The sequence below is a fragment of the Streptococcus sp. SPS1 genome (assembly GCF_030439915.1).
Classification (GTDB): Bacteria; Bacillota; Bacilli; order Lactobacillales; family Streptococcaceae; genus Streptococcus.
The window spans coordinates 81,416-95,042 of sequence record NZ_JAQFJG010000001.1; the positions used below are offsets into that span (position 1 = coordinate 81,416).

The following is a 13,627-nucleotide window of genomic DNA, read 5'->3' on the forward strand; positions in this document are numbered from 1 at the left end:
TCTTCTGATTTTTTAATGAATTTAATCAATATAGCGCAATTCCCCACGGAAATCTTCTAAGCTCTCGTACCCTTTTTCCGCCATGATAGCTTTTAGTTCATTGGTAATACGTTCGAAAGCACCGACGCCTTCTTTGTGAAGGGTGGTTCCCACCTGTACCATACTGGCACCACAGAGGATGTGTTCAAAGGCATCACGACCAGTCAGAACTCCTCCTGTTCCGATGATTTGGATTTGAGGGTTTAAGCGTTGATAAAAGGCGTGAACATTAGCTAGAGCAGTCGGTTTGATATACTCCCCACCAATCCCACCGAAACCATTTTTAGGGCGAATAACGACAGATTCATCTTCTATATACAGTCCGTTTCCGATTGAGTTGACGCAGTTGACAAACTTGAGCGGATACTTGTTAAAAATAGCTGCCGCTTGGTCAAAGTGAACAATATCAAAATAAGGTGGAAGCTTAATTCCAAGAGGTTTTGTAAAGTAAGCAAATACTTCTGCCAAAATCCGGTCTGTTGTCTCAAAATCATAGGCAATCTGAGGTTTTCCTGGAACATTTGGACAGGAGAGGTTTAGCTCAGTCAGACCACGAAAATCACTCTCTTGGACTTTTTTCAAAATAGTATGGGTTTCCTCTGGAGACATGCCAACTAGAGATAAAAAGAAAGTTCGGTTCGGCTCTTTTTCCTGCAAGTCCAAAAGATAGTTCAAATAATAGTCTAAGCCATTATTCGGTAAACCCATAGAGTTGATAGAACCAAGTGGGACATCTTGATAGCGTGGCTCAGGATTTCCCTGACGGAAGTCCAAGGTTGCTGTCTTAGTGACAAAAGTTCCTGCAACTGAGTTTTTAACCCCTTCTAGCTCTTCTATCGTCATACAAGCCACACCTGCTGCATTCATCAAACAATTGTCGAACTCAAAGCCAGCAATTTGTGTTTTCGTTGATACCATGATTCTGATCCTCCAGATTCCTTTTATTGCTAATATTATACCATATTTTCAGATTTTCTCTTTGAGAAAGATATTTACAAGAAAAAGGTTCGTTTTTTATCTATTTTCAAAAAATCCCAAAAACTGAATTGAAAGAATTTTTAGAAAATTTCTGTTTTTTTCTTTACAGTGAAAAAAAATTCTGCTATAATGACTCATGTAATAAAATATGACAATAAAAGGAGAACGATATGACATCTGCTAAAGAATATATCCAAAGCGTGTTTGAAACTGTAAAAGCTCGTAACGGGCACGAGGCTGAATTCCTCCAAGCTGTTGAAGAATTTTTCAACACTTTGGAACCTGTATTTGAAAAACACCCTGAGTATATCGAAGAAAATATCTTGGCACGTATTACTGAGCCTGAGCGCGTGATTTCTTTCCGTGTTCCTTGGGTTGACCGTGATGGAAAAGTTCAAGTAAACCGTGGTTACCGTGTTCAATTCAACTCAGCTGTTGGACCATACAAAGGCGGACTTCGTTTCCACCCAACTGTAAACCAAGGGATTTTGAAATTCCTCGGATTTGAACAAATCTTTAAAAATGTCTTGACTGGACTTCCTATCGGTGGAGGTAAAGGTGGATCAGACTTCGATCCTAAAGGTAAAACAGATGCTGAAGTGATGCGCTTCTGCCAAAGCTTCATGACTGAATTGCAAAAACACATCGGACCATCACTTGACGTACCTGCTGGTGATATCGGTGTTGGTGGACGTGAGATTGGTTATCTTTACGGTCAATACAAACGCCTTAACCAATTTGATGCTGGTGTCTTGACTGGTAAACCTCTTGGATTTGGTGGTAGCTTGATTCGTCCAGAAGCAACTGGTTACGGTTTGGTTTATTACACTGAAGAAATGCTCAAAGCTAACGGTAATAGCTTTACTGGTAAGAAAGTTGTTATTTCAGGTTCTGGTAACGTAGCCCAATACGCTCTTCAAAAAGCAACTGAACTTGGTGCAACTGTCATCTCTGTATCTGACTCAAATGGTTATGTCATCGATGAAAATGGTATCGACTTCGATCTTTTGATTGACGTTAAAGAAAAACGTCGTGCTCGTTTGACTGAGTATGCTGCCGAAAAAGCAACTGCAACATACCATGAAGGTTCTGTATGGACTTACGCTGGTAACTATGATATCGCTCTTCCATGTGCGACTCAAAACGAAATCAATGGTGAAGCAGCTAAACGTTTGGTTGCTCAAGGCGTTATCTGTGTATCTGAAGGTGCCAACATGCCAAGCGACCTTGATGCCATCAAAGTTTACAAAGAAAATGGTATCTTCTATGGACCTGCAAAAGCTGCCAACGCTGGTGGTGTAGCCGTTTCAGCCCTTGAAATGAGCCAAAATAGCCTTCGCCTTTCATGGACTCGTGAAGAAGTTGATGGACGTCTCAAAGATATCATGACAAACATCTTTAACACAGCTAAAACAACTTCAGAAACATATGGTCTTGATAAAGACTACCTTGCAGGAGCAAACATTGCTGCCTTTGAAAATGTAGCAAATGCTATGATTGCACAAGGTATTGTTTAAGATTTATTTTCTCAATCCTCAATCGCTCTGATTGGGGATTTTTAGTTGAGTTAAACAGTTGGAAAATTCTAATTTCATTTCATTTAATTAAATGAAATGAAATAAAAACCAAACAAATTGATTTCGGAATTCAAACCAATTTCTAACAATATTTTATAAAACTCGGTGGACTATTCTAAATTCAATCTATTTTATACTCTTCGAAAATCTCTTCAAACCACGTCAGCGTCGCCTTACCGTAGATATGGTCACTGACTTCGTCAGTCTTATCTACAACCTCAAAACTGTGTTTTGAGCAACCTGCGGCTAGTTTCCTAGTTTGCACTTTGATTTTCATTGAGTATTACTTACTCGCCAACTTTTTTATACAAAAAGAAAAACCGCTACTCCTAAGAATAGCGGTTTAATCATGTTTTTAAGCTACTAATGTAGTCGCTCTATTATTTAAGAGTAACTGAAGCTCCAGCTTCTTCCAATTTAGCTTTGATTTCTTCAGCTTCTGCAGTTGCAACGCCTTCTTTAACAAGTGCTGGTGCACCGTCAACAAGTTCTTTAGCTTCTTTAAGTCCAAGACCAGTGATTTCACGTACAACTTTGATAACGCCAACTTTTTTGTCGCCTGCAGATGTCAATTCAACGTCGAATGAATCTTTAGCAGCACCAGCGTCAGCAGCACCAGCTGCAGCAACAGCTACAGGAGCAGCTGCAGTTACACCAAATTCTTCTTCGATAGCTTTTACAAGGTCGTTCAATTCAAGGATTGAAGCTTCTTTAATTTCAGCAATAATGTTTTCAATGTTCAATGCCATTGTTATTTCCTCCAAATATGTTTTTAAATTTATAATAGTTTTTTCGTAGCTAGGCTACGCTGCGTAGCTTAAGATTAAGCTGCGTCTTCTTTGTTGTCTGCAACCGCTTTGACTGCAAGAGCAACGTTGCGCACTGGTGCTTGAAGTACAGAAAGGAGCATAGAAAGAAGTCCTTCGCGGTTTGGAAGAGTTGCAAGTGCAAGAATCTCTTCTTTAGATGCGACAGCGCCTTCGATTGCACCACCTTTGATTTCAAGTGCTTCAGCGTTTTTAGAAAAGTCGTTCAAGATTTTCGCTGGTGCGATAACATCTTCGTTAGAAAACGCTACTGCAGATGGTCCAACAAATACTGATGCAAGTTCTTCAAGACCAGCTTTTTCAGCTGCACGACGCAAGATTGAATTTTTAATAACTTTATACTCAACTTCGCTTCCACGAAGCTCACGACGAAGAACTGTATCTTGCTCAACTGTCAAACCACGAGCGTCTACAACGACGATAGATGCAGCAGCTTTCATTTTTTCAGCTACTACGTCAACTAGTTCCGCTTTTTTAGCAATAATTGCTTCACTCATTAGTGTGTTCACCTCCGTTATTATTTTGCTTGGGGAATTTTTCCAAAAGAAAAACGCGCCCAAACCTAGACACGAAAGTACAATACGCTTCTTTTTACATGATACGTTTTGTCCTCGGTAGGATACTTATGAGTCGAGCTCCCCTACTGTCTTAGGCAGTTTTTTCAAACCGTATATAAGTATAGCATAGTCAAAAAAAGAATGCAAGATTTTTGCAAACTTTTTTTAAAATTTTTTCGTGATTTTTCTTTTAAAGTTCTACCGTCAAAACTTTACCTTGCTTGACAACCTGTTCTCCTGCAATATAGACATCATCAACATCACTGGATTTGACAGCATAAACCAGATGGGAAAGCATATTTTCTTGAGGTTGGAGATGAATTTTCCCTTGTGGTTGGATGACCAGAAAATCTGCCTGCTTGCCAACTTCTAGGCTTCCTATCTGATTTTCCATCCCTAGAACCTTAGCCCCTTCGATTGTTAGTGCCTTGAGGGCTGTTTCGATCGGGAATTGGCTGGCATCTCCACTCTTCATCTTCTGAAGAAGGGCTGCTGTCCGTCCTTCCTCAAACATATCTAAATTATTATTAGAAGCGACCGAGTCAGTCGCAATTCCTACTGCTATTCCTACTTTTTGCAGTTGGATGATGGGAGCAATCCCTGATGCCAATTTGAGGTTACTGATAGGATTGTGGGCGATAGCCACTTGAGAGGTTGCCAAGCGTTCAATTTCCCTCTCGTTTAGTTCGACCCCATGAGCAAAGACAGAAGGATGATCTAAGTAACCCAGTTCTTCGAGAAAAGCAAGAGGACGTTTACCGTATCGTTTCAGGATAATTCCTGACTCCTCCTTGGTCTCCGCCACATGGATATGGAGAGGAATATTTAGTTCTTTTGCCATATCTAAACTTTCTTCCAGCAAGTCTCTACTACAGCTGTAGGGAGAATGTGGGGCTACCATCACCTTGAAATTTGGATTTTTATATCCTATGATTGTCTCGATGATAGCTCGAGTTCTAGTAATAGTCTCAGCAGTCGTTTCTGTCTCTGAAGAAAAGAGGGTCGGCGAGAAATAACAACGCATCTTGGAAGCCTTGACTGCCTGATAAATCTGCTCAATATCCACACCATTGGGATTATACATATCGTTGAAGGTTGTTGTTCCCGACTGGAGCATCTCTATCATAGCTTCTTTAACCGCTCTTGTAGTCATGTCGGGAGTAAATCCTGCTTCTGCAGGCCAGATATAATCATTGAGCCATTCATGGAGATTGCTATCATCTCGAATTCCTCTCAATCCTGTCATAGCAGAATGGGTATGGCAATTAACCAAACCAGGCATAATCCAGGCCCCCTGATAGTCTATAATCTGCTCAGCTTGCTCTAAAATCTCTGACTTCTCTTGACCGACATAGACGATTTGAGAATCCTTAACTGCTAAGATTCCATTCAGATAAACATGGAAATCTTGATCACAAGTCACGATATTTACATGCTGAAAGACTTTCATTATAGGCTCCTTTTCTAAAAGACAATTTATACTCTTTGAAAATCTCTTCAAACCACATCAGCTTCACCTTGGAGTAGATATATGTTACTGACTTCGTCAGTCTTATCTACAACCTCAAAGCAGTGCTTTGAGCTGACTTCGTCAGTTCTATCCACAACCTCAAAACCATGTTTTGAGCTGACTTCGTCAGTCTTATCTACAACCTCAAAGCAGTGTTTTGAGCAACCTACGGCTAGCTTCCTAGTTTGCTCTTTGATTTTCATTGAGTATTACAGTGAATAATTTTTCTAGCTATTGTAACAAAAAAGTCACCTGAAGGCAACTTTTTTCGTCCATAAAATTTCAAAAGAGAAAGGATTATTCAGAGCTAAAAGCTGCAGCTTTTTGCATTTGGTAATACTTACCCTTTCTAGTCATGAGATCCTGATGGTTCCCATACTCAACAATGTCGCCATCCACCAAGACAAGAATCAAATCCGCGTCCTGAATGGTAGACAAGCGGTGGGCGATGATAAAACTTGTGCGCCCCTTCATGAGTTTGGCAAAAGCATCCTGAACCAGTACTTCTGTCCGCGTATCGATGGATGAAGTTGCTTCGTCTAAGATAAGAATCTTTGGAATAGCCAAAAAGACTCGCGCTATAGTCAAGAGCTGGGCCTGACCGACAGAGAGAGATTCTCCAGCATTTTCTAACTTGGTATCATATCCCTGCGGCAACTGTTGGATGAAAAAGTCTGCATTGGCTGCTTTGGCAGCAGCAATTACTTGCTCTCGACTGGCTTCAGGATTGCCAAAGGCAATATTGTCATGAATGGTTCCTTGCTTGAGCCAGGTTTCTTGGAGCACCATGCCAAACTGCTGGCGTAAAGAGGCACGACTGTAATCATAAATGGATTTCCCATCCAGCAAGATATCTCCCGAGCTAATGGGATAAAAACGCATGAGAAGGTTGATAAGGGTTGATTTTCCAGCACCTGTCGGACCAACGATGGCTACCTTACTACCAGCTGGAATATCAATAGATAAATCCTTAATCAAAATCTTTTCAGGATTGTAGCCAAAAGAGACATGTTTAAAGGAAATAGCTCCCTTAACTTGGTCACTGATCAAGACTTCCTTGCCTGTTTCAGCCACCTCAGGACTCTCTAAGACAGCATAGACGCGCTCTGCACAAGCCAGAGCACTTTGCAACTCAGCTAGCACTGAAGAAATATCGTTAAAGGGCTTGGTGTATTGCTGAACATAGTTCAAAAAGGTTACTAAATGCCCAATTGTCAAGGTTGACCCCATCATGATACGATAAGCTCCCACTCCAGCTAGAAGGGCATAAATAAGCGCATTTACAAAGCGAGTCGAAGGATTGACCGTTGAAGAATAAAAGATGGCTGACTGAGAATAGCCTGCGTAGTTGTCATTAGCCTCACGCAGCCTTTGGATAAACTCTGTTTGAGCATTAAAGGACTGGATAATAGTCTGCTGACTAATCGATTCTTCAATCAACTGAGTCTGAATTCCCCTCGTCTCTGTTTGCTTTTGGAAGAGATGATAGGATCTCTTAGCGATGAAGCGTGAAATGACCATAGACAGAGGTGTTAAGAGCAGAACTAATAGCGTCATCAGGAGATGAATTTGGAGCATGGCAAGAATACTAACCAAAATCATCAAGACACCAATGAAAAATTGGTTAAAAATCATGGTCAAGCCAGCTGCCAACTGTTCGATGTCTGTGGTCACACGACTGACCATCTCTCCACTTCCTTGCTGATCAACAAAAGCAATCGGTAAACGATGGAGTTTATGGATGATTCGCTCTCGCAAGTCTCTGGTATAAGAGAAAATTAAACGATTATAAAGAAGAGGATTGGCCCACTGCACAAGGGTATTTCCTATGACTACCAAGATCATTTGGAGAAAAATCTGCCAAAAAACTGGTGAAGAGTCAGTCACTAGGACTTGGTCGATGACCTGCCCAATCAAGATGGGAAGATAAATTGATAAGCCAACCTGGGCAATAGTTCCTAGGAAGGCTAGGAAAAGGAGGAAGGGATGACTTGCTAAATCTTTGGCCAAACGTGTGAGTGTTTGATTTGCAGTTTGTCGTCTCATGCTAGTCCTCCTTTCCATGCTGGGAGGCATTGATTTCGCGATAGACTTGACTGGATTTCATCAAGTCCTCATGCTTGCCGATAGCTAGAAGCTCCCCTTTTTCCAAGAGGAGAATCTGGTCTGCCATCCGAAGTGTTGAGGTTCGTTGAGAAATCAAGATTAAGCTCGTGTCTGGCAAATTTTCTCGGATAGCTTTCAAGAGCTTGGACTCGGTAATGGTGTCGAGGGCCGAGGTTGCATCATCTAGGATGAGAAATGGAGCCTGCCGCAAGACTGCTCGTGCGATAGACAGCCTTTGTTTTTGTCCACCTGAGAAATTTCGCCCTCCTGCCTCAACTAGGGCATCCAAGAGTCCTTCCTTTTCACTGACAAAATCCTTAGCTTGCGCAATCTCCAAGGCCTGCCAGAGTTCTTGATCAGTTAGTTCTTGATGTAAACCCAAAGTTAAGTTGGAACGAATAGTTCCGTTAAAGAGTTCGACTTTTTGAGGTACATAGGCAATCCAAGACCGCCACTGCTCCAAATTAAGAGGACTACGTCCATTTCGATAAAGGTCAATGCTCCCCTTGTCTGCTGGATAAAGTCCAAGAATGACTTGCACCAAACTTGATTTACCAGAACCCGTTCCCCCAATGATACCAAGGATTTGCCCTTGCTTCATATCAAAGGAAATGTCTCTCAGAGAAGGCTGGCCCGCATCAGGATAAGTAAAGGTCAGTTCTTGAACTTGTAAAACCTGATCACTGGTAGCTTGCTTTTGTTCTAGCTCTAAGTGAATATCTTCTGGAGCCTCAGCAAAGACTTCCTCAATTCGCTTGGCTGAGATATAGGACTGGTTGAGGGAATTGATCAGCATGGCTAACTTGACCAATTCCACCAAAATCTGTAGGAGATAGTTGATGAGGGCAATGAGAGCACCTTGACTGAGCAAGCCTCCTTGAATAGAAACATATCCCTGCCAGATAATAACGAGAAGAGTTCCATTGACAATCAGATAAGTCAGAGGGGTTAATAAACTAGACCAGAAACCTGTCTTTTCTTGTAATCTAGCATAGACTTGGTTAAGAGTTTGAAAAATATGTAACTCTCGTTTTTCTTGTCCAAAAGCACGAATAACCCGCATCCCTTGCAATTGCTGGCGCGTTTCCTGAACCAGTTGATCCGTTTTCTTTCTGAGAACACTGTAGAGAGGATTGACCAATCGAGATAATCCTACAATGACGATTGTCAAAATGGCAACCATGACCAAGAACCAGAAAGTCAGCTCAGCTGAGATTCGATAAGCCATAAAAATGGCACCAAAAACGATAATGGGCGCTCGCAAAAAGAGACGCAGGAATTGATTGATACCAGTCTGAATCTGGTAAGTGTCCGAAGTCAAGCGAGTGACTAAACTAGAAGTTGTCAAACAATCTCTGCTATCCTTGGGTAAGGAAAGAATATGACGATAAAGGTCGTTTGTCAGTTCTTTGGCAAACCCAACCGCTGCCTTGGCTGAGTAAAACTGGGCTACCAAGGCCACTAAAACGCCAATCACTGCAAAGATAAGGAGCAGACCAATCTGCATCCAAAGGTGCCCTTGATTTCTCTGAGGCAAGGATTGGTCAACAATCCCAGCAATCACCATGGGAACCAAGAGCTCAAACACAGCTTCTAACAGCTTGAATAAGGGAGCTAAAATCGATTCCTTGATATAGGGTTTGAAGTAAGATAATAGGTGTTTCATAAATCCCTTCTATTCTTATTCTGGAAATGAAGAAAGTGGGAAGCGCCCACCCTCTCTGTTTTATTTGTTTAAGTAAGGCAGTAGATAGCCATATCCTTCCTCTTCCATCTCATCCTTGGATACAAAACTCAAGGATGCCGAATTGATACAGTAACGAAGTCCACCTAACTCCCGAGGCCCATCTGTAAAAACATGACCCAAGTGAGCATTCCCCGACCGAGAACGAACCTCGATTCGCTCCATTCCATGGCTCATATCCTTGTAATAATGAATCAATTCCTTAGAAATCGGACGGCTAAAACTTGGCCAACCACAACCTGAGGCAAACTTATCCTTGGCAAAAAAGAGTGGCTCACCTGTCGTAATATCTACATAAATCCCTTCTTCAAAGGTTTGGTCATAGGCATTGGTAAATGGAGCCTCTGTAGCAGCTTCTTGGGTAACACGATAGGATTCTTCAGATAAACTGCCCTTTAACACCTCTTGACTAGGCTTTTCATAGTTAGAGGCATCAATCAATGGCTTATCAGCATCGGTCACATCGATATGACAGTAACCTGAAGGATTTTTCTTGAGATAGTCTTGGTGGTAATCTTCAGCTAAAATATAGTGACGAAGTTTCTCCACCTCTACTGCAATCTTTCGACCAAGCATGCGCTCCTGCTCCTGCACCACTGTGTAGATAGCTGGCAAGTCTGCTTCATCCTGGTAATATATACCGGTCCGATACTGACGTCCACGGTCATTCCCTTGTTGATTGACTGATAATGGATCAATAACACGGAAATAATAAAGTAAAATCTCTCTGAGTGACACTGCCTTCTCATCGTAAATCACTTGAACCGTTTCTGCATGGTCTGTTTCCTTAAGCAGCTGATAATTGGTCGTTTCGACTTGCCCATTAGCGTAGCCAACACTGGTTGCTAGCACTCCAGAAATACGTGAAAAATACTCCTCTAAGCCCCAAAAACAACCACCTGCTAGATAAATTTCTGCCATCTTTATTTCTCCTTTATCAAGTTTTTAACTAATACTCTTCGAAAATCTCTTCAAACCACGTCAGCGTCGCCTTACCGTAGGTATGGTTACTGACTTCTCAGTTCTATCAACAACCTCAAAACACTGTTTTGAGCTGACTTCGTCAGTCTTATCTACAACCTCAAAGCAGTGCTTTGAGCAACCTGCGGCTAGCTTCCTAGTTTGCTCTTTGATTTTCATTGAGTATAAACTTCTTTTCAAAAAAAGGATAGGAAGCCCTCTGGTCGAGAGTTTCCCCATCCTATCTTCTATTCTTTATTTTACTTCGACACGGACACCTTGGGTATCAACCTTCAAGTCATGCAGTTTACCTTTGAAGGGTTGCTTTTCCAATTCGGCCTTAATCGTTGGCATCTTATCATGAGAAGCCAAGACCATAACTGTCGGCCCGGCACCAGAAAGATAGGTTGCATAGGCACCATTTTCTTTGGCCACTTGCTTAATCGTCGCAAATTCTCTCACCAAGTCCTGACGATAGCGTTCGTGGAAGAGGTCTCCCTCGATTGCTTGCCCAGCGGTCACCATGTCTCCTGCCAACAAGGCTGCAACCGCCACATTGGCGATAGAACTAGCCGTAACAGCTTCCTTGTAAGACAATTTCTTAGGCAAGACGCCACGGCTGTCTCGAGTACGCAATTCATAGTTTGGAATATAGGCTAGAAAATCACACTCTGGGAAGTCTGCTACGATAGCAGAAACTTGCCCATCAACGGAGCTTGCAATAACGAGATTACCATAAATGGCTGGAGCCACATTATCAGGGTGTCCTTCAATCTTAGTCGCTAACTGCAATTTTTCATGGTCAGATAAGTTGAGATTTCCCAGTTGGTTGGCTAGTTCAATCCCAGCAACAATAACAGAACTGGAAGAACCCAAACCACGCGCTAAGGGAACATCACTAGTCATTTTCAAACGTCTTGGTTGTAAATCTGGTACAATTTGCAAAGCGATTTTGAGCAAGAGATTACGCTCATCATGTGGAATCCATTTGCCAATCTGGTGTTCAATCAACCACTCATCTCGTTCTTCACAGACCTCTATTTGAAGATACTTGGTTACAGCTACACCGACCGAGTCAAAACCTGGCCCGATATTGGCACTGGTTGCAGGTACAATAATCTTCATTTTATTCTCCTAGCACCTTGAAGGTATTCAAGAGGTCGAATTCTGAAACCTTTTTCAATTCAGCTGAGACATTTTCAAGCTGGGCTTTATTAATCTTGTGTGTAATGATCACGACACGCGCCTTATCCCCCTCTTTGCCATCTTGGAGGATTTGCTTGAAGGAAATATCTTGAGCGTTGAAGATTTCAGCCAATTTCAAGACCTGACCTTTTGAGTCTGGAGCCAAGATTGAGAAGTAGTAATTTGCTTTGACATCCTCTGGATTAGCCAAGACCAAGTCACGGCTATATTCGTTGAAGTCTTTGCCAATGGTACCATCATTCAAGCGACGAACGATACGGACAATATCCGCCACCACACTTGTTGCAGTTGGTTTTTGACCCGCACCTGGTCCGTAGTACATAGACTCACCAATACCAATAGATTCTACAAAAACAGCGTTCATTACGCCATTCACACTGGCAAGTGGGTGTGCTTTAGGTAGGAAGGTTGGAGTTACTTCTGCAGCAATACCTGAAGGAGTTTCCTCGATAGAACCAACCAATTTCACTACATAACCAAGCTCTTGAGCTACAGCTACGTCTTCTGGTGTGATATTGCGGATTCCCTTGTGGGCCACGTCGTCAAAAGCGACCTTCATGCCAAAGGCAAATTGACTCAAAATAACCATCTTGTAGGCTGCATCAATCCCATCCACGTCATTTGTCGGATCACTTTCTGCAAAACCAAGTCTTTGCGCTTCTGCAAGAGCATCATCGTAAGACCAGCCTTCTTCCACCATCTTGGTCATCATGAAGTTGGAAGTTCCGTTGACTACTCCAAGCACGCGCGTGATTTTATCAGAAGCCAAGGAATTTGCTAAAGTACGAAGAATTGGAATCCCACCAGCTACTGCTGCTTCGTAGTAAAGTGCTACCTTGTTAGCTTGAGCGATTTCTAACAATTCCGCACCATGGACAGCCAAAAGGTCCTTGTTAGCAGTAACAACGTGTTTTCCAGCCTCCAAGGCACGAGTGATAAAGGTCTTAGCAGGTTCGATACGTCCCATCAATTCCACTACGATGGTAATATCTTGGTCTGACAAAATGTCATCCACATTGGTTACAAAGTTAAAGTCATTCCCTGCTGCAAGCAAGCGATTCTTTTCATCTTCATCCTTGACCAATACCTTGGCAACTTCAATCTCTGAATGTGCTGATTGATTGATTTTTTCTCCATTTTCCTTTAGGAGGAAAGGCACACCACTTGCAACGGTACCAAATCCTAGTAAAGCAATTTTAACTGTCATGTTTGTCTCCTCGAAATTTTCTAATATAGCCATTATAACAGAATTTTGTGAAAATTCCTATTATAGTAAATCACTATTTCAGTCTAGAAAAGAAAAAACGAATCTGATGATTCGCTCTTCTTAAAATCTAGAAATAGCTTTCCAGAAATGATTATCCAATCTTTTGCAGATTAATCACCGCATCGTGATTCATCAAGACTTGACCATACTCCTGCAAGACTGAACGACTGATATCACTATCGTCCGCAAACTCGCGCATACGGGCCAACAGCCAAGCTGGATATGGACTTGGATGATTTTCTATATCTACTAAAATGGTCAAATAATAGCGCCCATTCATCTTGTAAAGTTCAGAAGTTTCCATCTCAAAAGTCACTGTCTTGGCAAAAGCCACCAAATCAGCTAACTTAGCAAAAGAAAGGATGTAGTAGATGTAAGGCTCTTTCTTGCTCTCAACTTCTTGTTCAGCCTGCTCTTGCTCTTCTTCCTTAGCTTCAACTTGCTCAAGAGATTGAATCGCTTCAATATCATCCTTGGTTTTGTCCGCAATGCTTTTTTCCAAGGTTTTGATAAATTCATCTGGCGACATTTGAGTCAATTCTTCCATATCTGGTAAATCCGATAAGTCTTCAAAATCTAGATTTTGGTCAATCTTTGACTTGGTTACAAAGACATCTACCTTATCAGGTTTTGGAGTCACACGAAAACTCAACATGCCTGTATCTAGGAAGCTATCAGGCATCTCTAACTCATCCAAGATAGCATAAAAGAACTCTTCTGTTTTTTCTTGAGGAACAAGAAAGTCGGCAATCTCCATGCCACGATCCATCAAATCCTCTAAAGACATCGTGATTTTCAAAGTTGTATCACTAATTTGTTTCATTTTCATTGCTAGTAACCTCATACTTTCAGTTCT

The 13,627-nt window shown here is 41.8% G+C and carries 14 protein-coding genes and 1 other annotated feature; of the genes, 1 reads left to right on the forward strand and 13 read right to left on the reverse strand.

Annotated elements, in window-relative coordinates; all coding sequences use genetic code 11:
• Positions 1-21: 21 nt before the first annotated feature.
• On the reverse strand, positions 22-957 hold the full coding sequence (locus PCY12_RS00455; RefSeq protein WP_301351070.1) for a dihydroorotate oxidase: 936 nt from the start codon (positions 955-957) through the stop codon (positions 22-24).
• A 230-nt stretch (positions 958-1,187) separates the two neighbouring features.
• Between PCY12_RS00455 and gdhA the strand changes: the two genes are divergently transcribed.
• The gene (gdhA, locus tag PCY12_RS00460) at positions 1,188-2,534 is read left to right on the forward strand and encodes an NADP-specific glutamate dehydrogenase (protein ID WP_301351071.1); all 1,347 of its coding nucleotides are present in this window, start codon (positions 1,188-1,190) and stop codon (positions 2,532-2,534) included.
• Positions 2,535-2,715: 181 nt separating this feature from the next.
• On the opposite strand, the gene PCY12_RS00465 is transcribed toward gdhA, so the two are convergent.
• The 12 genes from PCY12_RS00465 to mecA all read right to left on the reverse strand — a co-directional run bounded on the left by PCY12_RS00465 (position 2,716) and on the right by mecA (position 13,600).
• A complete protein-coding gene (locus tag PCY12_RS00465; RefSeq protein WP_301351072.1) occupies positions 2,716-2,871 on the reverse strand; it encodes a hypothetical protein in 156 nt (51 codons plus the stop codon).
• Positions 2,872-2,974: 103 nt separating this feature from the next.
• A complete protein-coding gene (gene rplL, locus PCY12_RS00470) occupies positions 2,975-3,343 on the reverse strand; it encodes a 50S ribosomal protein L7/L12 (protein ID WP_001196965.1) in 369 nt (122 codons plus the stop codon).
• Between the two features lie 74 nt (positions 3,344-3,417).
• Positions 3,418-3,918, reverse strand: coding sequence for a 50S ribosomal protein L10 (rplJ, locus tag PCY12_RS00475; RefSeq protein WP_004259693.1), 501 nt, complete (start codon positions 3,916-3,918; stop codon positions 3,418-3,420).
• A 38-nt stretch (positions 3,919-3,956) separates the two neighbouring features.
• Positions 3,957-4,092 (reverse strand) — a sequence feature (ribosomal protein L10 leader region).
• Between the two features lie 76 nt (positions 4,093-4,168).
• On the reverse strand, positions 4,169-5,428 hold the full coding sequence (locus PCY12_RS00480) for a TRZ/ATZ family protein (RefSeq protein WP_301351073.1): 1,260 nt from the start codon (positions 5,426-5,428) through the stop codon (positions 4,169-4,171).
• Between the two features lie 47 nt (positions 5,429-5,475).
• Positions 5,476-5,691 carry a hypothetical protein gene (locus tag PCY12_RS00485; RefSeq protein WP_301351074.1) on the reverse strand — a complete coding sequence of 72 codons (216 nt, stop codon included), beginning with the start codon at positions 5,689-5,691 and terminating at the stop codon, positions 5,476-5,478.
• Positions 5,692-5,785: 94 nt separating this feature from the next.
• Positions 5,786-7,534, reverse strand: a complete 1,749-nt coding sequence (locus tag PCY12_RS00490; RefSeq protein ID WP_301351075.1) for an ABC transporter ATP-binding protein — start codon at positions 7,532-7,534, stop codon at positions 5,786-5,788.
• 1 nt (position 7,535) lies between these two features.
• On the reverse strand, positions 7,536-9,260 hold the full coding sequence (locus tag PCY12_RS00495) for an ABC transporter ATP-binding protein (protein ID WP_301351076.1): 1,725 nt from the start codon (positions 9,258-9,260) through the stop codon (positions 7,536-7,538).
• A 60-nt stretch (positions 9,261-9,320) separates the two neighbouring features.
• On the reverse strand, positions 9,321-10,259 hold the full coding sequence (msrB, locus tag PCY12_RS00500; protein WP_301351077.1) for a peptide-methionine (R)-S-oxide reductase MsrB: 939 nt from the start codon (positions 10,257-10,259) through the stop codon (positions 9,321-9,323).
• Between the two features lie 60 nt (positions 10,260-10,319).
• Positions 10,320-10,478 (reverse strand): hypothetical protein, encoded by a 159-nt coding sequence (locus PCY12_RS00505; RefSeq protein ID WP_301351078.1) that lies wholly within the window; start codon positions 10,476-10,478, stop codon positions 10,320-10,322.
• A 75-nt stretch (positions 10,479-10,553) separates the two neighbouring features.
• Positions 10,554-11,423: a homoserine kinase gene (thrB, locus tag PCY12_RS00510; protein ID WP_301351079.1), complete on the reverse strand. Its 870-nt coding sequence runs from the start codon at positions 11,421-11,423 to the stop codon at positions 10,554-10,556.
• Position 11,424: 1 nt separating this feature from the next.
• Entirely contained in the window at positions 11,425-12,711 is a 1,287-nt protein-coding gene (locus tag PCY12_RS00515; protein WP_033688560.1) for a homoserine dehydrogenase, read from the reverse strand.
• A gap of 151 nt (positions 12,712-12,862) precedes the next feature.
• The gene (mecA, locus tag PCY12_RS00520) at positions 12,863-13,600 is read right to left on the reverse strand and encodes an adaptor protein MecA (protein WP_301351080.1); all 738 of its coding nucleotides are present in this window, start codon (positions 13,598-13,600) and stop codon (positions 12,863-12,865) included.
• Positions 13,601-13,627: the final 27 nt, after the last annotated feature.